At 58.7% G+C, this 20,520-nt stretch carries 18 protein-coding genes and 3 pseudogenes; 6 read left to right on the forward strand and 15 right to left on the reverse strand.

Features of this window, described 5'->3' with window-relative positions; translation table 11 throughout:
* A partial coding sequence (locus RND78_RS17850) for an AAA family ATPase (protein WP_312730796.1) occupies window positions 1–1,654 on the forward strand: 1,654 nt, incomplete at its 5' end.
* A gap of 100 nt (window positions 1,655–1,754) precedes the next feature.
* Here RND78_RS17850 and RND78_RS17855 read toward each other — a convergent pair.
* From RND78_RS17855 to RND78_RS17865, 4 genes are all read right to left on the reverse strand, one after another.
* Window positions 1,755–1,940 (reverse strand): hypothetical protein, encoded by a 186-nt coding sequence (locus tag RND78_RS17855; RefSeq protein ID WP_312730798.1) that lies wholly within the window; start codon window positions 1,938–1,940, stop codon window positions 1,755–1,757.
* 87 nt (window positions 1,941–2,027) lie between these two features.
* A complete protein-coding gene (locus RND78_RS28345) occupies window positions 2,028–2,267 on the reverse strand; it encodes an antitoxin Xre/MbcA/ParS toxin-binding domain-containing protein (RefSeq protein WP_409457075.1) in 240 nt (79 codons plus the stop codon).
* 227 nt (window positions 2,268–2,494) lie between these two features.
* Window positions 2,495–3,874, reverse strand: a complete 1,380-nt coding sequence (locus RND78_RS17860) for a DEAD/DEAH box helicase family protein (RefSeq protein ID WP_312730801.1) — start codon at window positions 3,872–3,874, stop codon at window positions 2,495–2,497.
* Window positions 3,871–4,440, reverse strand: coding sequence for a hypothetical protein (locus RND78_RS17865; RefSeq protein ID WP_312730804.1), 570 nt, complete (start codon window positions 4,438–4,440; stop codon window positions 3,871–3,873). The genes RND78_RS17860 and RND78_RS17865 overlap by 4 nt, the downstream gene beginning before the upstream one ends.
* A gap of 103 nt (window positions 4,441–4,543) precedes the next feature.
* Here RND78_RS17865 and RND78_RS17870 point away from each other — a divergent pair, with 103 nt between their 5' ends.
* From RND78_RS17870 to RND78_RS28355, 3 genes and pseudogenes are all read left to right on the forward strand, one after another.
* Window positions 4,544–4,780, forward strand: a complete 237-nt coding sequence (locus tag RND78_RS17870; protein ID WP_231357025.1) for a helix-turn-helix domain-containing protein — start codon at window positions 4,544–4,546, stop codon at window positions 4,778–4,780.
* Between the two features lie 155 nt (window positions 4,781–4,935).
* Window positions 4,936–5,055: pseudogene (locus tag RND78_RS28350) on the forward strand (hypothetical protein); the annotation flags it as partial.
* A gap of 102 nt (window positions 5,056–5,157) precedes the next feature.
* Window positions 5,158–5,883, forward strand: a complete 726-nt coding sequence (locus tag RND78_RS28355; protein ID WP_409457076.1) for a DUF4113 domain-containing protein — start codon at window positions 5,158–5,160, stop codon at window positions 5,881–5,883.
* A 16-nt stretch (window positions 5,884–5,899) separates the two neighbouring features.
* On the opposite strand, the gene cycA is transcribed toward RND78_RS28355, so the two are convergent.
* Window positions 5,900–7,279: a D-serine/D-alanine/glycine transporter gene (gene cycA / locus RND78_RS17885; RefSeq protein WP_312730809.1), complete on the reverse strand. Its 1,380-nt coding sequence runs from the start codon at window positions 7,277–7,279 to the stop codon at window positions 5,900–5,902.
* A gap of 248 nt (window positions 7,280–7,527) precedes the next feature.
* Here cycA and RND78_RS17890 point away from each other — a divergent pair, with 248 nt between their 5' ends.
* Window positions 7,528–9,705: a response regulator gene (locus tag RND78_RS17890; RefSeq protein ID WP_312730811.1), complete on the forward strand. Its 2,178-nt coding sequence runs from the start codon at window positions 7,528–7,530 to the stop codon at window positions 9,703–9,705.
* Window positions 9,706–10,060: 355 nt separating this feature from the next.
* On the opposite strand, the pseudogene ilvA reads toward RND78_RS17890, so the two are convergent.
* The 4 genes and pseudogenes from ilvA to RND78_RS17910 all read right to left on the reverse strand — a co-directional run.
* Window positions 10,061–11,560, reverse strand: a pseudogene (gene ilvA / locus RND78_RS17895) (threonine ammonia-lyase, biosynthetic); the annotation flags it as partial.
* A 20-nt stretch (window positions 11,561–11,580) separates the two neighbouring features.
* The gene (locus RND78_RS17900; RefSeq protein WP_312730817.1) at window positions 11,581–12,483 is read right to left on the reverse strand and encodes a DMT family transporter; all 903 of its coding nucleotides are present in this window, start codon (window positions 12,481–12,483) and stop codon (window positions 11,581–11,583) included.
* Window positions 12,484–12,493: 10 nt separating this feature from the next.
* A pseudogene (locus RND78_RS17905) lies at window positions 12,494–13,225 on the reverse strand (2OG-Fe dioxygenase family protein).
* 9 nt (window positions 13,226–13,234) lie between these two features.
* Window positions 13,235–14,383, reverse strand: a complete 1,149-nt coding sequence (locus tag RND78_RS17910) for a fatty acid desaturase (RefSeq protein WP_312730820.1) — start codon at window positions 14,381–14,383, stop codon at window positions 13,235–13,237.
* A 733-nt stretch (window positions 14,384–15,116) separates the two neighbouring features.
* Here RND78_RS17910 and RND78_RS17915 point away from each other — a divergent pair.
* Window positions 15,117–16,313: an integrase family protein gene (locus RND78_RS17915; RefSeq protein WP_312730823.1), complete on the forward strand. Its 1,197-nt coding sequence runs from the start codon at window positions 15,117–15,119 to the stop codon at window positions 16,311–16,313.
* Between the two features lie 9 nt (window positions 16,314–16,322).
* Here the strand turns inward: RND78_RS17915 and RND78_RS17920 are convergent, their stop codons facing one another.
* The 6 genes from RND78_RS17920 to RND78_RS17945 all read right to left on the reverse strand — a co-directional run bounded on the left by RND78_RS17920 (window position 16,323) and on the right by RND78_RS17945 (window position 20,498).
* Complete coding sequence (locus tag RND78_RS17920; protein ID WP_312730827.1) at window positions 16,323–16,529, reverse strand: helix-turn-helix transcriptional regulator; 207 nt, start codon at window positions 16,527–16,529, stop codon at window positions 16,323–16,325.
* 86 nt (window positions 16,530–16,615) lie between these two features.
* Window positions 16,616–19,453, reverse strand: a complete 2,838-nt coding sequence (locus RND78_RS17925; RefSeq protein ID WP_312731061.1) for a toprim domain-containing protein — start codon at window positions 19,451–19,453, stop codon at window positions 16,616–16,618.
* Window positions 19,454–19,464: 11 nt separating this feature from the next.
* Entirely contained in the window at window positions 19,465–19,686 is a 222-nt protein-coding gene (locus RND78_RS17930) for a hypothetical protein (protein ID WP_312730828.1), read from the reverse strand.
* Window positions 19,683–19,928: a hypothetical protein gene (locus tag RND78_RS17935; protein WP_312730831.1), complete on the reverse strand. Its 246-nt coding sequence runs from the start codon at window positions 19,926–19,928 to the stop codon at window positions 19,683–19,685. Before RND78_RS17935 ends, RND78_RS17930 begins: the two co-directional genes overlap by 4 nt.
* Before the next feature lie 79 nt (window positions 19,929–20,007).
* On the reverse strand, window positions 20,008–20,205 hold the full coding sequence (locus tag RND78_RS17940) for a hypothetical protein (RefSeq protein ID WP_312730833.1): 198 nt from the start codon (window positions 20,203–20,205) through the stop codon (window positions 20,008–20,010).
* On the reverse strand, window positions 20,202–20,498 hold the full coding sequence (locus RND78_RS17945; RefSeq protein ID WP_312730835.1) for an ogr/Delta-like zinc finger family protein: 297 nt from the start codon (window positions 20,496–20,498) through the stop codon (window positions 20,202–20,204). Before RND78_RS17945 ends, RND78_RS17940 begins: the two co-directional genes overlap by 4 nt.
* Window positions 20,499–20,520 lie beyond the last annotated feature (22 nt).

The following is a 20,520-nucleotide window of genomic DNA, read 5'->3' on the forward strand; positions in this document are numbered from 1 at the left end:
AGACGATGGGTGCCCTTTCTGCCAGCAGAAGCTTCCCCATGAATTTGAAAAGAGCCTTTCGGACTACTTTGATGCGACGTTCGAGGCTGAAACCAAAGCGCTGTCCCAGTTTCAGAGTTTATATCGCTCAGTAGTGGAAAACGTAATAGTTCGTGCTCAAATGGTTCTGGCCTCAGAATGTGCCCATTTGGATAAGTCAACGCTTGATCTTGAGTTGCAGGCGCTGAACGCAATTATGCTAGTGAATAATCAGCGTATTGAATTGAAGGTAAGAAGCCCAAGCGCTGAAGTGACTTTGGAACGTATTGGTGAAGTTCCAAATAGAATTTCGGAATTGATAAATGCCGCGAACCGTGAGGTTTTTGAGCATAATCGCCTTGTGTCAGGTTTCTCGGTTGAGCAAGAAAATTTAACTGATGCGGTATGGCGCTATCTTCTTGATGTTGAACTTAAGGATACGCTCGCTGATTATTCCAGAGATGCTACGCGTATTAGTAAGGCAATCGATGGGATCAGTGCAAGTATAGAGAGGGCAAACATTGATATAGCTATGGCTGAAGCGGAAATTGCGAGCATTGAGAACGCTCTGACCAGTGTGAAACCAACCGTAAATGCCATCAATAAGGTTTTGAGAGACTTCGGATTCAGCAGCTTCTCCTTGGACGCTGCATGTACCGATAACGCTTATCGACTTATAAGAAAAAATGGGGCAGAGGCCAAGGCCACCCTTAGCGAAGGCGAAAAGACTTTTGTCACTTTCTTATATTTTTACCATTTGCTTAAGGGAAGTGTGACGGCGTCGGGGATCAGTACTGATCGCATAGTTGTCATTGATGACCCCGTTTCAAGTTTGGATAGCGATGTTCTGTTCATTGTTAGTAGCTTAATCAAGAAGCTTTTTCAGGAGGTCCGTCAAAAGGGAAATAATCTAAAACAGATTTTTGTATTGACCCATAATGTGCACTTCCACAAAGAGATTAGCTTCAATCCTCAGCGGGCTGCAGACAACTCTATCAACGATGAGACGTTCTGGGTGGTACGTAAGCCTGGTCATTTTTCTAAAGTCGAGGGCTTTGAATGCAATCCTATTAAAACATCGTATCAGTTGCTATGGGCAGAGTTGACGAAAAATCCTTTGCCAACACTGACTATACAAAACACTATGCGCAGAATCTTGGAGAATTATTTTAAAATTCTAGGTAATATTAATATTCACGCGATTATTGATAAGTTTGAAGGGCACGAAAAGATTCAATGTCAGTCTTTGATCAGCTGGGTCAACGATGGCTCCCACTATTCGCCTGATGAATTGTATGTAGCGATCAGCGATGCAATGGCGCAAAGCTATATGAGGATTTTCTATAAGGTCTTTAAGGTAATGGATCATATGCCGCATTATAAGATGATGATGGGGCAGGACTTTGTAGATTTAGATCCTGTGGAAGAGGTTGCGGATGAAGATGATTCGATAGGCGAGGCAGTCGGCACTACTGCTGGCGCCGCTGAGGTTGTGATTAATATAGATGAGGTTGGTAATCAAAAAGCTTTTGCTCCATTGAGGTCCTTTTTTGATTCGATGGAGTCTCCTGCTGCGCAGGCTACTATGCCAATTGCCGAAGAGGCGTCAGGTTTAGATTCTGATAATGTGTTTTAGAGTTTGATCATGCTGCGGCGTGCTTAACGGTGCGCCGTCTTAAACAGTAGCGTTGCATTACGGCCAGTAGTTTGATAGATGATCTTATTCTGTATCATCTTCACCGGCGGTTTTTTTTGCTGCGGGCAAAGTTACTATGTTCCATGTCTAGTTCGGCTTCGTAAGCGCCAGTGCGATCCTGTTGCATGAAGCGCTCCTTAAGCCCGCTGGCCGCAATTTTTTGCAGGGCAGCTTCAATGGTAACGGTACTCTCAGTGGTTCGGTATTTTGAACGGTGTTTGGTCATGCATAGCCCCTGCTATCTTCTTCAAAAAATTCCACCTGACATCAGAAATATTTCAAATGTTCGGCTTTAACATGATGATGGTCGTTTTTATATGTATACTCCGTAATCTATTCTTGTTAATAAAAGCTGAATTTCAAGGTATCCAGATTTTTGATTAAGCGCCTGGCAGGGAGAGGCGCCATTGAGGCCCCGTGCTGGCGACTCAAACCATCGCAGCGCGGATTTATAACTACCTAGAATTTCGATTGCCTTATATAAAGTGTGGGTCTGCTGAATCAAATAGTTTCTTTGCTTTAGGCTCCAGCAAGCGTGTGAAATTGGCGGCATCTTTATAAAAATCACGCTATTATTTTCTATGGAGTGCACGGAAAATCGCTGCTCAGTTACTGGTTTATTCGTTTGCACTTCGTTTCTGTAACGCAGAGCTTTTAAGATGATATGATGAATTGGGTGCCGGAGGACTTCGTTGGCAATGGCTCATCTTGTTGCCTCCCCCTCCGGTTTTCCCTCTTGCCAAGACTCTTTTGAAATTCATTCATTGCGAGTTGACCGGTTCAGTACAAAGAAAGTATCTCGGTTCTGAAGTCCTTTGAAAGCTCTACGTAAAATAAAATATCCTCACTGACCGTGACGTCGAAATCCTCTACGGCGCTGAGTCGTCCTATTTTTACGTCGAGGTGATCAGAGCTTAATTCCCATTCATCATTGCATGGTGCGCGAAGATTTTCATCGCTACGTTTTGAAATCTGCACATTTTCCAAGACGGTGACGTCGTCAGGAAGGTCTTGAGAAATACGTTGTGAAAATTCAAGCAAAGAGGGTTCGGCTAAGATGTACAGCCAAGCGCGGTTATCCTCATCTCCAATGCGTCGAAGAATCCGCCCTAATACCTGGCGATAGTGTAGTTCAGTGCGTATTCGACTTAGGTAGCAACAAACCTGTAAGCGAGGTATGTCAGTTCCCTCGCTGATCATCCCTACTGCAATAATCCATCTACCTGTCCCGTTTCTAAAGCCTTCAATGACTTGGTGCGCGTTTGGCGTCCGGTTTGTCACAACAACGCAATCTTCACCACTCTGCCTCAAAGCTGCAGCGATCTGGTTGGCATGGCGAATGTTTGTCGCCACTATCAATCCTCCCGCATTAGGAACGGTCTTGCGTACCTCTTCAAGCCGGCTTTGCCCAAGGGAGAGAATCTTTTCTATCAGTTCTGGGTGACTGAGGAGTTTTTCGAATGAAATCGGGCTCTCATTTAGAAGCTGGGCGATACTGCGATGAGTAGTGACAATTGGAGCGCTATCTGACTGCTCAGTGAGGCGTATGGAGTTATTATCCAAGACCACGATGCGGGGTGTGCGGCAAACTCTGTCGGATACGGCTTCCCTAAGTCCATAAGTGAAGTCGCAGACTAGACGGCCTTCAGGATTCGAGTACCTAGCCAAAACAATGGCCCGCTCGTCGGAGCGCCAAGGAGTTCCGGATAGAGCAAGCGTAAACGTGGCTTTGTCCTGCAACCTTTGTAGAATTGTCTGGCCCCACGCGTTACTGAGAAGGGGGTCATGACCTGCGCAATGATGGATTTCATCAAAGATTGCTAACACACGGTAATCTTCCACCAATTTCCAAAATGCAGCCGATCGGTAGTCCATGGCTTGATATGTCGACGCAACACCTGCGGATCCCAGCTGCCCATTAAAGGGTAGACCGAGTACTTTGGAAAAGGTCTTTTCTAATCCATCCACCACCTGACAAGAAGGGGCGAAGCAGAGAACAAGATCAATTAAGCCGGCCTTCAACATTTCTTTCGCTAGTTCTGCTGCCATCCTGCTTTTCCCTGATCCGGGGGTGGCTTGGCAGAAAAAATGAGCAGAAGAGCGGTAATGCTCCATGGCGCCTGTAATACAAGCTTGTTGCCATTCACGCAGTTCTTTCATTGCACAACTAATATCTTAAGTGTGTTTTCAATAGCGCGGAGGTGACCCAAGAGCTTTGAGCTGCGATCTCTGGCTTCCAAGTAGTCGCCTTCAATTTGGGTTCTAAGTACTGGTATCTCAGTAAACAATTGCTTGTATCTCTCTGCTTCGCCCATCGCAGTAAGCATGTCTAAACGAATTTCCTTAGCCAGCGACTCTAAGTGCTCTGTTGGACTCCAGTGACACTGATGGTTACTTGCTCTAACTATTGATTGATCGGAAACTGCGTCTGTATCTGTAGTAGTGGCTTTAGCATCAATAAGGACCAAAGTGATGTCTGGCGGCATGGTCATCACATGAAAGATTTGATTACGCCTGCGCTTGATTGAGTCTTGGCCCACCCACCCCATACGCACGAGACGCCGGACCTGATCATAGATGTAGCGCCAAAGATCCAAACCTTCGGCCAGTCCGCGTGAGCGAATGGCGTACGAATCGCTCAATGACCGAATCGTAAATTGTCGGCACCGCTCATCCGTGAGCAGCTCATAAAGCTGCCTGTCCAGCCTGAATATTGCGGATTTCATACGAGCGCCCAGTATCGCTGAAGCTAGCGAAATGCGGATTATAATCCGTCGCGTGCGTTCTTGGAAACGACTGATAGTCCCGCCTTGGTCACAAGAGGCGGATATGCAGGCGCTGGCGAAGGATCTCGGGGAAAGAATTCGAGAGAAGAGGTTATCTGTAGGGATGTCTCAAGACGCGCTCGCCTTCGCTTGCGGGATAGATCGCAGCTATATGGGCCGAGTGGAAAGGGGCGAGGTCAATATCACGATCGAGAAACTGTATCGCATAGCCATTCAGCTCAGATGTCAGCCGCATACCCTACTGCCTCGCCTGCAGCGTCAGCCTACATCAGTTGAGTAGTGGTGCCACGTGCGCAGGTATGGACATTGCACCGCGAGCTGCAATCAGGTTCGCTGTTACCTGTGGACGCTTTGCGCGTCTCGCGAGCACAGCTGTGACGCGTGATTGAGTGTGTCCATAGTGCACTAACTTACCTTTAGCGCGACGAGGTATTCGCCGATCTGACCGGCCTGCCCGAACCCCTGGACGCCCTCGGCCACCGGCTGCAGGCACGGGTGCAAAAATGGACAGGCATCCCGGTCAGCGTCGGCATCGCCGGCACCAAGACCCTGGCCAAGCTGGCCAATGCCGCGGCCAAGCGCTGGCCGGAACGCACCGGCGGGGTGCTCGATCTGCGCGAGCCGGCGGTGCACGACTGGGTGTTGCGCCATTCGCCGGTGGACGACGTCTGGGGCGTCGGGCGACGCTTGGCGGCCCGGTTGCGCGCGGACGGCGTGACCACCGCCGGGGAGCTGGCGCGCCAGGATGCCTGGTCGCTGCGCCAGAGATACAGCGTGGTGCTGGAGAAGACCGCCCGGGAGCTGCGTGGACTGGCTTGCCTGGGGCTCGAAGAACTCGATGCGCCGCGCCAGACCATCTGCAGCAGCCGCATGTTCGGCCGGCGGCAATACCAATTCGGTGCGCTGGCCGAGGCGGTGGCCAGCTACACCGCCCGCGCTGCGGAAAAACTGCGTGCCCAGGGCTCGCTCTGCCGTGCTCTGAGGGTCAGCATCCAAACCGGCATGCATGGCGCCGACGAGGGGCGCTACGCCAATGCCAGCCTGCTCAATCTACCCTTGCCCAGCGACGATACCCGGCTGCTCAACGACTACGCCCAGTCCGGCCTGCGCGAGATCTTTCGCGACGGCTTCGGCTACGCCAAGGCAGAAATCCTGCTGCTCGATCTCTGTCCGCGCGAGGCGCTGGCCGCCGATCTCTTCGCCACCCCGCCGGACCCCGCCAGTACCCGGCTGATGGCGACCCTGGACGCCATCAACGGCAAGTTCGGTCGCGAGACCCTGAGGCCGGCGCGCATCCCCCGCGATCCGGCCTGGCAGATGCGCCGCGACCTGCTCAGTCCGCGCTACACCACCTGTGTCGACGAACTCTGGACGGTGAGCTGAGCCCCGCGACCTGGCGTCAGACCGCCCGAGCGGACCGCTGCCGCCAGCCGTAGCCCACGCCCAGCAGCAGGAACCACAGCGGGCTGGCCAGCAGTGCCTGGCGGGTATCGTCCTGCAGGGTCAGCAGCACCAGCACCGCGGCGAAGAAGGCCAGTACGGCGTAGCACACCCAGCGTCCGCCCGGCAGGCGGAAGGTCGAGGCGGCGAATCGTTCCGGGCGATTGCGCCTGTAGGCCAGCCAGGCCAGCAGGATCAGCGACCAGACGAACATGAACAGCACCGCGGCCAGGGTGGTGACCAGGGTGAAGGCGGTGACCAGGTTGGGGATCAGGTAGATCAGCACGGTGCCCAGCAGCAGGCACAGGCAGGACAGCAGCAGGCCGCGCGCCGGTACCGCCGCCCGGGAGAGCCGGGTGAGGCCGCTTGGCGCATGACCTTCCCGCGCCAGGCCATAGAGCATGCGGCTGGTGGAGAAGATGCCGCTGTTGGCCGAGGAGGTGGCCGAGGTCAGCACCACGAAGTTGATCAGGCTGGCGGCCATGGGCACCCCGGCCAGGACGAAGAGTTCGACGAAGGGGCTCTTGTCCGGCACTACCTGGCGCCAGGGCGTCACCGCCATGATCACCACCAGCGCCAGCACGTAGAACACCAGGATGCGCAGTGGAATGGAGTTGATGGCCCGCGGCAGGTTGCGCCTGGGGTCGGCGGTCTCGGCGGCGGTGGTGCCCACCAGCTCGATGCCGACGAAGGCGAAGACGGCGATCTGGAAGCCGGCGCAGAAGCCGCCCAGGCCCATGGGGAAGAAGCCGCCGTCGTTCCACAGGTTGGCCAGGCTCGCCACGTTGCCCGCGGGCGACTGGAAGCCCCAGGCCACCAGGCCGAAGCCGGTGACGATCAGGGCGCAGATGGCGACGATCTTGATCAGCGCGAACCAGAATTCCAGTTCACCGAACAACCGTACCGTGACCAGGTTGAGCCCCAGCAGGAGCAGCACGCAGAGCAGTGCCGGGATCCAGGGCGCCAGGCCCGGCAGCCAGAACTGGGCGTAGGCGGCGATGGCGATGACATCGGCGATGGCGGTGACGATCCAGCAGAACCAGTAGGTCCAGCCGCAGAAGAAGCCGGCCCAGGGTCCGAGCAGATCGCTGCAGAAATCGATGAAGGACTTGTAGTCCAGATCCGACAACAGCAGCTCGCCGAGCGCGCGCATGACGAAGAACAGCGCACTGCCGATGATGAGATAGACCAGCAGGATCGAGGGGCCGGCTAGGGCGATGGTCTTGCCCGAGCCCATGAATAGGCCGGTGCCGATGGCGCCGCCGATGGCGATCAGTTGCAGATGACGGTTGGACAGGCTGCGTTGCAGCCCCTCGGGCGGAGTAGGTGACGCGGACATGACGAGCGGATACCTGGCAGGGAACGGCGGGGGCGGACAAGGTAAGAGATGCGCGGCGGGGGTGCCAGTCGTTTTGCCCGGACAGCATGCCGCAGGCGTGTCCTACCACTGATGGCTGGCCTCGCACCGTCGGTCGCTCGTAGGGCTGGTGGGTACTGGCGTAGCTGCCTATCATGACTCGACCGGGCCCAATGCAGAGGACCCGGGCGACCGCTTGATCCATCCGTGCCTCTGCCAGTGAGTCGCCCTTGTCCTATCTCGAATCCTTCGCCTGGGAAACCACCCCGTTGGGACGGCGCGCCGACTGGTCGGCCGCGCTGGATGCCATCTATGAAATGCTGATGGCCTCGCCCTTCGCCATGTGCGCTACCTGGGGGACCGAGCAGACGCTGATCTACAACCATGGCTATGCTCCCTTTCTCGGCGCTCGGCATCCCGCGGCACTGGGCCAGCCGGTCCAGGCGGTCTGGGCGGAGTTGTGGGACGAGATCGGCCCGCTGATCGACCGGGTACTGGCCGGCGAGGCCCTGCACTTCGTCGACAAGCACTTCGTGATGACCCGCAACGGTTATCCCGAGGACACCTACTGGAGCTTCTCCTACAGCCCGCTGCGGGATGGCGCGTCCATCGTCGGCATGCTCAACATCACCACCGAAACCACCGCCAGCGTCCAGGCCCATAGGCAGCGCGACGTGGCGGAAGCAGCCTTGCGGCGACACAACCTCACCCTCGAACAGGAACTCTCGGCGCGCATCGACGAGCTCGACAGCGCCCGTGCCGCGGAAAGCAGCGTGTTGGCGGCCGCCGAGCGCGTGCAACTGGCCCTGGCCGCCGGCGCCATCATCGGCACCTGGTACTGGGACCTGCCCACCGACAGATTCACCGTCGACGAAGCCTTCGCGATCAATTTCGGTCTCGATCCGGCCCTGGGGCGCGACGGCCTGAGCCTGGCCCAGGTGGTGGCGACGGTGCACCCGGACGACCAGGCCGGGCTCGCCGCCGCCATCGCCGAGGTGATCGGCCGCGGCGGCCGCTATGCCCACCAATACCGGGTGCGCCGGCGCGATGGCCACTACTACTGGCTGGAAGCCAATGGCCACGTCGAGCTGGCGCCGGACGGCACGCCCCTGCGCTTTCCCGGCGTGCTGCTGGACGTGGATGCCCGCCGCGCCCTGGCCGACGAGCGCGACCGCGCCCTGGCGGATCTGCGCGACCTCACCGCCACCCTGGAGCAGCGCGTCGAAGAGCGCACCGAAGAACTGCGGCGCTCGGAAGAGGCGTTGCGCCAATCGCAGAAGATGGAGGCCGTCGGCCAGCTCACCGGCGGCATCGCCCACGATTTCAACAACCTGTTGGCGGGGATCTCCGGCAGCCTCGACCTGATGAGCCTGCGCATCGGCCAGGGTCGCTTCACCGAACTGGAGAAGTACCTGACGGCCGCCCAGGGCAGCGCCAAGCGCGCCGCGGCCCTGACCCACCGGCTGCTGGCCTTCGCCCGCCGCCAGACCCTGGCGCCCGAGGCGACCGACGTCAACCAACTGGTGGGCGGCATGCTCGACCTGGTGCAGCGCACCGTCGGCCCGGCCATCCAGGTGCAGTTCAACAGCCTGCCGGACAACCAGCCGCTGCTGGTGGACCAGTCCCAGCTGGAGAATGCCCTGCTCAATCTCTGCATCAACGCGCGCGACGCCATGCCCGTCGGTGGTCGCATCCTCATCGCGGCCAGCGAGCGCCTTATCGAAGCTCAGGGTGCCGACGGCTTCGACCTGGTTCCCGGTCACTACCTGCACCTGAGCGTGGCCGACACCGGCAGCGGCATGACCCCGGAGGTGGCCGCCAAGGCCTGCGAACCCTTCTTCACCACCAAACCCCTGGGGCAGGGCACCGGCCTCGGCCTGTCGATGATCTACGGCTTCGCCCGCCAGTCAGGCGGCCAGCTGCGCCTGCGCTCGAAGGTGGGCGAAGGCACCACCGTCTGCCTCTACCTGCCCCTGCGCCCGGCGGAATGTCCGAGCGAACCTGCGCTCGCCTGCGATCTCACAGGCACCCTGGAAGGGGCCAATGCCACCGTGCTGGTGGTCGACGACGAGCCCACCGTCCGCATGCTGGTCACCGACCTGCTGCGCGAACTGGGCTACGTCATCATCGAGGCCGCCGACGGCGCTGGCGGCCTGGAAGTGCTGCACTCCGATGCCCGCGTCGACCTGCTGGTCACCGACGTCGGCCTGCCCGGCGGCATGAATGGCCGCCAACTGGCCGACGCCGCCCGCGTCCATCGCCCGGCACTAAAGGTGCTCTTCATCACCGGCTTCGCCGAAACCTCGTTGCTCAGCGACGGCCATTTGGAACCGGGCATGGCCATCCTGACCAAGCCCTTCGCCGTAGACACCCTGGCGCAGCGGGTGAAGGGGTTGGTGGAGGGGTAAACGTCCACCCTCTTCCAACCCCTTTGCCAGGTTCATCTTTACCTTCGGCGATCCGCTGGTGCTAGCAGAGAGTCGCCAGGGGTGAGGCCATCGCCAAAGATCACTGTTCAGTGCCGAGTGCGACGGTGTGCCGATAAGAGAAACGCTCCACGTAACGGAGGGAAAGGCGAGCGCCTGCAACGGTCTACCGGCGAGCCAGACTGACAAGGCGTAAAGCGCCGTTCATGCTTACGCCTGATAGACACCCTGGAGGGGGCCTGCGGCCTTTCCAGGGCGCCATATCTCGCTAGAAAACCAGCGAAGCGGACGTGGATTTTACGGCGCTGAAGTGGCTGTCGTGGTATGGAACGGAATCCAAGAATATCGAAAGGGATTCATTGGTGGTGACTACGTCGTATATATAGCCTAGCTGGTCCATTCTTTGTTCGAATGGCTCTTCTATGTTCGCCGCTGACTCCAGTCCTATAATCACATCGCCCTGTGCCGCTCCATGGTTTCTATAATGAAGTAGGGTAATGGCCGTCGGCTCCTCCAAGCAGGTGAGAAAATTGTGAAAGGCGCCGGGTCGTTCGGGGAAGGCAATTCTATAGATGGTCTCGCGTGTATGGGATAACTTTCCGCCGATCATGTGCCGGACATGAGCTCTCGCTACTTCGTCGTGACTCAGATCGATCACGCGGATGCCGTTCAGGTTTTCTTCGTGGAAAAAGGCGCTTTCTTGAGTTTCGTTGGTTTTCTTCAGCCCAATGAAGACGGCTGCTTTGTCGCCCAGGCACCGCCTGTAGTTGAACTCAGTGATGTTCAGCGATTTTACCTTTGCGCAGAGGCTCTTCAGGCTTCCAGGCTGTTCAGTAATAATGGCTGCAAACAGCTTTTCTTGCTTGTCACCCAAGAGGGCGCGCTCGCAGATATAGCCTAGTCGGTCAAAGTTCAGGTTGGATCCGCTGCATATGGCTACGACTGACTTGTTTTCCACGTTCCGGTTGGCGAAGAATTTTTTTACGCCGGCAATTGCGAGGGCACCAGAAGGCTCGAGCAACGCGCGTGAGTCTTCGAAAACGTCCTTGATAGCAGTACAGATCTCATCCGAATTTACGGTTATTATGTGGTCTATAGTGTCTTTGCAAATGTCGTAGGTGATGCTTCCTGCCAGGTCTACCGCGACGCCGTCAGCAAAGATTCCAACACTCGATAATTTGCTGGGTTGGCCGAGCGATATCGCTCTTTGCATGCAGTTTGCGTCATCTGGCTCCACGCCGACGATTACCGTATTGGGGGAATTGTGTTTGATGATGGCTGCGATACCGGCAATAAGGCCGCCACCTCCTATCGGAACGAATATATAGTCCATGCCTGCAGGACGCTGCTCTAGAAGCTCCAACGCCATGGTGGCTTGTCCTTTGATGACTTCAAGATCATCAAAGGGATGGATGAACTCAAGTCCCTCTGCGTCACGGAGCTGGTGAGCAAGCGAGAGGGCCTCAGCAAACGTATCGCCGTGCAAAATGACGTTTGCACCGAACTCCTGGACTCCTTTTATTTTAATGGTGGGCGTGGTAGCGGGCATGACTATGGTGGCTGCACAACCGAGGTGGCGTGCTGCACAAGCCAGGCCTTGTGCGTGATTGCCGGCAGAGGCGGTGATCACTCCGTAGGCGCGCTGCTTTTTGGATAGAGAAAGAAGCTTCTTGTAAGCACCCCTGATCTTGAAGGATCTTACTCCCTGCATATCTTCCCTTTTCAAGAAGATTCTGTTTCCGAGCTTGGCTGAAAGTTTTTTGGCTTCGCCAAGCGGTGTCCTTTCAACTAGGTCATATAACGGAAGAGCTTCATTTTCCGTCAGTGAGGTTGCAATGTCTCTTGCTATGTCGTGGCTCACGTCTCGATCTCCTGGCGCCGTCCTATGATTGGAAATCTAACGCCTCGGTTGTAAGAGATCCCGGCTACCAGAATCAACGCTGCTCCTATGATTTGATGCGGCCTGATGAGATGGCCGAACGCATAGTAATCCACCACGACAGCCACTATCGGGTATATGAATCCTAAAATGGCCAGGCTGGAGGTGCTGGCTTTTTTAAAGGCGGTATAGAGCATTAGGTACATGATGGTCGTGTGGAAAGCGCCCAGAATGAAAATGCTTCTCCACGCTTCAGGGTGCTCAGGCAGTTTGGAAAAATCCGCCAGGAACAAGAATATGACTGCCCCTATAGCCATATGGCTCGTGGCAATCACTTCTGGTCGGACGATCCCCGAGAGCTTTTTCGTCATCAGGGTGGTGATGGCATACAGCATAGCGGCACACAAGGCACTCGCACAGCCTAGAAGGAATCTACTGTCGAATCCATTGCCTTCCGGGCTGACTATTACGGCCAAGCCGAAAAAGGCCACCGCCAGCCAACAGAAACTCGATCTGCTGAACTTCTCCTTCAATGCGAGCATGCTGAAAAACAGCAGGAAAAATGGTTGAAGGTGGTAGATGATAGTGGTTATGCCGATTGAGGTTAAGTTGTAAGCGGTAAAGAGGAAGACCCAGTTGAAGATCAGGGTGATCGCTCCAGCAAATAGCAAGAAAAGCTGGAGCTTGCTGAGATGTAGGTTCTTCAGATAGCCCTTGAACAAACAGTACCCGGCCAATCCCACTCCACCAATCACGCAGCGAAAGAAAACGACGTTCAAGGGCGACTGGCCAGATTTGAGTACGAAGTAGCCAATCGTGCCGGAGATAACCATGGCAATTGCCATGGTTATCTGCCCTTGTTTTTCATCCGTCAGGGCCATCACGCACTCCTTATTTCTTTTGTTGTACTTCTGCTTCGAGATTAACCAGCATGACGTCTCGATAAGCGACTCCTCCCGTAGAGCCAAGGGGAGTTACCGCATGTTTTTTCATGGTGTCCACAACTAAGGTGTCGAGAGGCTTGGTTAATCTAAGGACATGCTTCGGCTTATTGTCCATCTCGGAAATCACATTGTCTGCACCTAGTGCGTTTTCTGTAAGATTGATCAGGTGGATGAAGACAAGCGGTTCGTCGTCTAGATGCAGCCATACCGGCGAGCTATATGAGGCGCCCCCTTCGATGGACTTGTACCTGATAAGGTGGATGCTCAGGTTGAGCTCATCTTTACCCATGCGGTTTCAATATTCACGCATCAGTTCGGCATCTTTGCGTAATACCGTTAGGAACAGAGGGTCGTCAACGATCGATTCAGAAAGCGGTGGAAAAACTCTGACCTTGCCGCCGTCCGTTTCGTTTGCTCCATAAGACTGAAAATAGTTCTGGGTATTCGACACGCTGAGTTTCAGTGAATAAGGATTGAAAACAAGCTTGATCATGGCTCGATCGCGAACGCCGGGGGCATAGGGGTCTTCGGCGACCTGCTGCGCATAGAACTGCTTGAAGTCTTTCAGTTGCTTGAATGTGATGTTTTCCAGGTATTGGTCGCCAGGAACATAGCGAAATCCATTCACGATGTTCAGCGGGTTGCTCTTGAGGGGCGTATCCTGCATGACAGTGTCCATACGTTATCCTTAGTTCAGTCTGTACGACAGGTTGGTCGTATCTATGGTCAGGCTTGATTCGCTGATCCGGGTTAGGGCGTATTCGACGCAGTTCGAGAAGCCCCAGATGTCCGTATAGGTATATACACCCTGGGATTTTTCTTTCTGGACTTCTTCCTCTCGATGTTGGATGGCATTGGGCCAATCTCTTTTGCCACCGTGTCTATGATGCCAATCGTGCACTGCCAGCGAGCCTTGGACGAAGAGGATTCGACAAGGAATATGCCAGGCTAAATGCTTGAATCCCCACACTGCCCACATGATCGAAGAGACGACTTTGCTGTGGTGATGCGGAACGGCTTCGCCACAAAAGCGGCCCAGGCTGTTTTGATGGTGGGACTGTTTTACCGTTTCGTCCTCTGCCCTGATCACCCATGCGTGCTCGGTCACTAAATGCAATAGCGAGCAGATTTGGTACAGCACCGTACAGGGAAGCAAGATAGCTACGAGAAAGTCTTTTAATCCTAGCCAGTAGGCAGTGCACGTCAGTATTGACAGCCACGCCACCGTCATGGCAAGCCGATATAGAGGGACCCCGACTATGTTTGACTTTATCCTTCCAAAGAAGAAGTTCAGGTGAAATATCGGATTTATGCATTGGGCCAGTAGAATAAGCTTGAGTTCCGGGACCGAAAGTCCTGGACATAGCCCCAGCTTATAGATGGCTGCGAGATCCTGATCCTCCCCGGTTGAAAAGTCCTTGCCATGATGCTCGAAGACATGAAAGCGGCGATAGCTTTCATAGGGTTGGACAAGGGTGATGGTTGAAAAGACCTCAGCGACGACTTTATTGGCAAGCGGCGTGTCAAAAACAGTATGGTGCACTGCGTGATGAATTATGGTGGCGACGATATATCTGGCACCTCCCACCGTGAAGAGGGTGGGCAGCAGTAGCCAGATCGAGTTGATATCTGATTGCAAAATTGCAATGGCGCCTGCTATTCCGCCGAAAAACCATAGGCATGACCACAGTAGGCACTCCAATCCAGTCGAGTGCCACATCGTTTCTCGGTCGGGTAACTCTTTGGCGGTTATCCAGGTCCATAAACCCTGGCCAGGTAGCCTTTGATAGCTTTTACGAACCATTTCCGAGTAATGAAGATCGCATTTTTTACTCAATCTATCGCTCCTTAATTAGTAACTTTCCATCTGCTCGAAACTGATGGGTATCGAGTTGCTGCGACATCAGGAGACTTCAGCTGCCGAAGGCGGACTACTCTAGAAAACAAATAAAAAAGCAACAATACCGCTCTGGGGAAAATTATCTTTGCGCTGGGTGCATAGGTGATATGGCAGCAAATGGCCACTTCCGGTAACGTTTTTTCATTTAAAAACAGAGGGTATGGCTGGCTTGGGTCGGATGGCTGCAAGGTCTTTAGGCTCTGTATGAAAAGTGTCCACGCATCGGTGATGCTTCGTTGAAAAAGACCTGGATCGCCTGCCTGGCTTGGGCTGCCCTATCGGAATGCTCATTTACCACTCGTAAACTCGCACGCGAGCCCGGTCCGTTTACTCGGCCTTTTTCGCGGGGCGGCCCGACCCTTCGCTGGGCGACTTTTCAGACAGGTCCTGGCAAGGCGTGAAAGGCTGTCGCGGTCTGCATGAGCCAGGAAAGCCATGCTGCATCTGAACCTTTGCAGCACTCGTAACTGAATGGCGTGCGTACAGGAACTCAATGCCATGTCATGAGCTTGGGAAGCTCTGCCGCCTGCTATCTCAGGCGATCTCTTCTGCTTTCAGCCTGGCTCGAAAGCCTTGTAGAATGAGGGCTTCGCGTAGGGTGTTGGGTCCGGGGTCGTCTCAGGTCGTCTCACCTTGCTTCAGGTCAACTGTCACCGGGAACTGTCACCAGATGCTCACCGAACGGCAGATCCGTGCACTCAAGCCGCGGGAGAAGGACTATGTCACCTCCGACGGGCGCGGGGCGCGCGGGGAAGGGGTGCTGGTGCTCAAGGTGCGGCCCAGCGGGACGAAGGAATTCTATTTCCAGCGCCACGTGGCGGGTGCGAAGAAGTTGACCAAGCTGGGCAACTGGCCGGAGCTGTCACTGACCCAGGCGCGGGATAAATGTCGGGCGGAGGCCGAGGTGGTGGTGACCGCCGGGACCTTCCAGGAGTTGCTGTCGGCCTACGTGGCCAAGCTGGAGGGGGAGGGGGCGGCCTCGGCGGGCAACGTGGCCTGGTCGTTTCGCCATTATGTGAGCGAGCCTTTTCCGGAGCTGGTGCGGCGGCCGGCGGCGCTGGTGGGGCCGGCGCAGATCCGCGACATCCTCAGCCGCATGATCGACCAGGGCGTGACCACCTATTGCAACCGGCTGCGATCCCAGCTGCATGCGGCCTTCCAGGTGGGCCTGGAGCAGGAGTACAACCCACGCAGCTATCTGCAGGTGAAGGTGCGCTTCGGGCTGCAGAGCAATCCGGTGGCGAGCATTCCGGTGCAGGAGGATTGGGAGCAGCCGGGCGACCGGGCGCTGTCGAAGGCGGAATTGCGCACCCTGTGGCAGCTGTTGCCGGCGCAGCTGTCCCTGACCACCGCCGAGCTGATCCGCTTCCTGATCGCCGCCGGCGGGCAGCGGCCGGAGCAGCTATTGGCGTCGGAGCGGGCGCTGTACCAGGACGATCACCTGGTGATCCGCAGCAGCAAGGGCCGGGTGCAGGGTGAGCGGCAGTTGCATGTGGTGCCCTTCAACGCGCCGATGCGCCAGGTGTTGCAGACCATGGCGGAGATCGATGCCAAGGGTGCCTATCCGTTCCAGGGCCGCGTCCCGGGTCAGTCGCTGAATGTGCAGTCGCTGTCGCGGGCGGTGACCAACCTCTATCGGCGCCATGCCGAGGCCTTCACCGCGCCCTTCACCCTGCGCGACCTGCGGCGGACCTGCAAGACGCTGATGGCCAGTGCGGGCCTCAGCAAGGAGTTGCGCGATCGCATCCAGGGCCATGCCTTCAATGATGTCTCCTCCAAGCACTACGACCGCTACGACTATTTCGCCGAGAAGCGCGCCGGCCTGGAGGCCTGGGCGGAGTGGCTGGAAAAAAACGTGATGCGCTGAGCGCGCGCTTCAGGCCGCACCGTCGGCGTTCCAGCGCATGGGATCGACCTGCCAGGCGGCGATCGCCGATTCGCGCCAGCCGACGCGGCCGGCGCTGAGGTTCACCGGGCCAGGGAACTGCTTGGCCTTGATCGCCCGCCAGAGGGTGGCGCGCGACAGGGAGGTGACCCGCAGCACCTCGTCCTCGCGCAGGAATCTGTCCAGTTGGATGGCCATGGTGCTCTATCTCCTCGGGTGGCCGGCACGGCCGGCGGCGGTCGGGGTACGCGACGGCTGCCGCGGCGTGCGTGGGGTAGGTCTGTTCATGCCGGACTCCGGCTGGTGGGGCGGCCGTGTTCGGCGGGGCTGTAGTGGGGATTGGCGAACACCCAGCAGCGCACCTTGTCCGGGCGGTCTTCCAGCGGATTGCGCTGCTTCTGCAGGGCGCGGATGCGGCTGGTGACCACCTTGTTGTCGATGAATCTGAACTGGCGGCTGTCCTTGAGCAGCTCTCTCAGGGTGCCGAGGTCGGCCAGGCGCTGGCGGTGCTCGGCGGCGCGCTCGACGAATTCGTTGAGGTTGATGGCGATCTCCCAGCCGTGCAGGCTGTGGTTGACCACCGGATCGCCGCTGAGGGATTGCAGGTAGTCGTAGACCTGCCAGAACTCGGTCACCGCCGGGTGATCGGCGCTGATGGCGGCCTGGCGTTCCAGGGCGATGCGCACCAGGGCGCGCTGGGTCTCGGCGACCATGCCCGGCGGCAGTTCCACCACCAGGCCCAGGCCGTCGAGCAGGGCCAGCAACATGGCGTGGTTCTTCACGATCCGCTCGATGCGCAGGTGGCCGATCAACTCGTTCTGGCAACTGCGGCAGCGGTGCTCGTTGGCGGCAAGCGGCGCGCCGCAGCAGAAGCAGCTGTCGCCGAGGCGGCGCAGCTTGGCCTCGTAGCGCGGAAAGGCCTCGTGGAACAGCGCCAGTACTTCGGCTTCCCGCCGCGTGGCCAGCAGCAGGAAGTAGCTCAGGGCGGCGCCGTCCATGCGGCTCAGGCTGTCGGCCGCGGCGCGGCTGGCGTCGGTGAGCACCGGGCGGGTGAAGTGCAGCTTGACGATCCGCGTGAGGATGGCCTCGGAGGCGCTCACCGGGGCGTTCTGGCTGATGGCGATGGTGCCGCGGAAGGGCGGTTCGTAGGTCTCGTTGCCGGCGGTCTTCATGCCGCGGGTGCGCAGGGTGCCGCCGCCGAAGAAGTCCTTGAGTTCGTCCCAGTCGAAGCTCTTGGCGTGGGCCTTCTCGGGGTCGTTGCGATCACCCTCGATGAGCACGATGGGCATGCCGGCGACCTGGCCCATGGCCCGGCTGCGGCCGGCGGTGGAGGACTTGGACGGGTCGAAGCCCTCGTAGCCGGCGCGGCCGAACAGCTTCCAGAGGAAGGTCAGCAGGGTGGTCTTGCCAGCGCCGGCTTCACCGGTGGCTTCCAGGAAGGGGAAGGACTGGTAGCGGGCACGCAACTGCTCGGCGAACAGCGAGCCGAACCAGAAGGTGAGGGCGGTGAGGCCGTTGCTGCCGAAGCAGGTCCACAGCAGGGGCAGCCAGTCGCTGCGGTAGTCACCGACGGCGGGGTTGGGCTTGAGGCCGATGGTCTTCTGCAGGGTCTTGAGGCGCAGCCGGCCGAAGTCGAAGTAGTCCTCGTCGTTGACCCGGTGCAACTGGCCGTCGCGCACCGCCAGGTCGCCGAAGACGTAGCAGCCGTGCTCGCGGCTGTAGCCGACGTAGTCGATGGTTTCCACGGTCTTCAGGCCGAACAGCTGGTCCTTCATGAGCTTGTCCAGCTGGGTGCCGCTGCCGGTGAATACGGCGCCGGCGGCCATGCCCAGCAGGCGCTTCTTGAATTCGCTGGCGGCGGCGACCTGGGCGCCGGTGAAGGTGTTCTTCACCGCCGGGCCGTCGTGGGGGAAGTCGACGCGGAAGTAGTACCAGGATTCGTCGGTGATCTCGTTGCGCTGGAAGTACAGCGCTTGGGGCGCGCAGTTGGCGATCTCCACCACGTTGCCGGCCAGGCGCATGGCCTTGTCGCGCTGCTGCTGGCTGGTGAGTTGGCGATCCTCGTCGCGCTCGGACTCCTCGAGGTGGGTGAGGGCCTTGTTGTACTTGTCCAGGTCGAGCTTGAACCAGTAGAGGCGATTGTCGAAGGTGAAATGGAATTCGTGGCGCTCGCGCCATTCGTAGAGCAGCACGGCCTTTGCGCTGGCGGTCTCGGCCAGCAGCAGGGCACCGTGGTGGCGGGCTTCGGCCAGGTCGCGCTCGCGTTGTTCGTCGCGCTGCGTCGCCTCGGGTTCGAAGGCCCAGCGCTGGTGCAGGTCGTTCCAGTCCAGCTTGCGCCCGGGCTGGGGGATCTGCGCGGCGGTGCAGGGATAGCCCAGCGCCCGCGCCTGGCGCACCCAGCGACGGGTGTAGCGCTGGGCGCCGGGTTCGTTGTCCAGCGCCCAGACCAGCCGTGGCAGGCGGCCGCCACGCAGCCGCGCCAACTCCTGCAAGGATTCCTCCGGGTAGGCGTTGCTGCTCATGGCCGAGACGGCGGCGAGGCCGTGGTGGCGCAGGGCGATGGCGTCGAAGATGCCCTCGACGATCCACAGTTCCTCGACCTGCAGCAGGTCCAGGTCCGGCGGGCACCACCAGACGCCCTTGTAGCTGGCGCCGGGTTGGAAGCGCGCCTTCTGCTTGCCGAAGCGTGCCGGGCGGTCGATCAGCCGTTCCCAGTAGCCGCCCTTGGCCAGGGGGAAGCGCACCGTGGCCGAGCCGATGCCCTGGGCACGATCCCAGTAGGTTTCCTGGCTGTACCAGCCTTTGATCAGACCCAGGTCGAAGCCACGGGCGAATTGCAGGTAGCCGTCGGCGCTGGCGGCCGGGGCGCTGGCGCTGGGCTTGAAGCGCTCCGACCAGTCGTCGAAGAGGTCGGCGAACAGCTCCTTGACGTGCCAGCTCTGGCCGCACCTGGCTTCGCGACCGCACTTGACCACCCAGGGGGCGTCGGCGTCGGTGAACAACTCGCGCTGGTGGCAGGCCGGGCATTCGCCCTTGCGCAGGTAGTGGGTGCCGGGGCTGAGCCTGAGGCCCAGGTCGCGCTCGAGGCGGGGCAGCAGCTCGGCGCGCAGCTGCGGGTCCATGGGGTAGCGGGTCAAGGGGTCACCTGCGCATCCTCGGTCAGGTCGCGTACCAGGCGCAGTGCACCCTGCGGCTGACGCTCGGCGTCGTGGGCGAGAATCTGGAAGCTGCGGGCGATCTCGCGCAACTGGGCGCAGCTGTAGGCCTGCCGCACCTGCAGCAATGGCAGGTTGAAGACGATCCGCGGCGGTTGCTGCGGATCGCGGGTCAGGGTGACATCGAGGCAGAGCTTCACGGGCGCTTCTCCAGGTTGCGCAATTCATCGCGCAGGGCGCGGGCGGTACCGGCCACGGCGGCCAGCGCCGGGTGGTCGTGGTGGATACGCCAGCGCCGCAGGGGACCGGCCGGGACCGTGCGATAGCGGTCGTCCCACCAGTGTTCCTGCAGGCCGGCGCGATACTGGGCGGCCAGCCAGCGCAGGTAGGCCCGGGCTTGGGCGGCGGAGAGCTGGAGCGGGATGCGGAGGTTGGCAGGCATGGCGTGGTTCTCCCTCTCGGGGCGCAGCTCGCCCCTACCCACGCAAGGCGGGCATGGCGGGGGCGTAGCGGCGGGTGGTTTAGCGGCTGGAAGTGCGTGCGGGCGCTTCGATCAGGGCCGCGCAGACGTCCTTGACCGGGATGCGGTAGCGCTGGCCATGAGTGTCGACCAGGACCAGGTGGTCGGCGCTGCTGGCGGCCAGGTCGAGCCATGGGCCTGGCGGCTGGGTTTCACGCCGGCGGCGGAAGCCGGCGGGCGGCAGGTCATGGTGGGTCATGGCGTGGGTTCCTCCAGCGGGTCCAGCAGGTCCTTCTGGTTGCTGGTCATGCGGCTGGCCTCGGTAGCGGCGCGCTTGAGCCGCGACGGTGCCAGCGGCAGCACCAGGCGCGGCGCGGCCAGTCCCGAGGGGCTGAGCTGGTAGTCGATGGTCTGGGTACCGCCGAAGGTGGCGCCGCACGCCAGGTTCTTGCACTGGTACCAGAGCGAGCGGAAGCAGGGGGTTTCGCCCTTGCTGCAACGAATCACCAGCGGACCGTTGCAAGCCGGGCAGACCAGGCGGAATTCACTCATGATGGGCGGGCCTCCGGAAGGC

Source organism: Pseudomonas oryzihabitans (genome assembly GCF_032027545.1).
Lineage (GTDB): Bacteria > Pseudomonadota > Gammaproteobacteria > Pseudomonadales > Pseudomonadaceae > Chryseomonas > Chryseomonas oryzihabitans_F.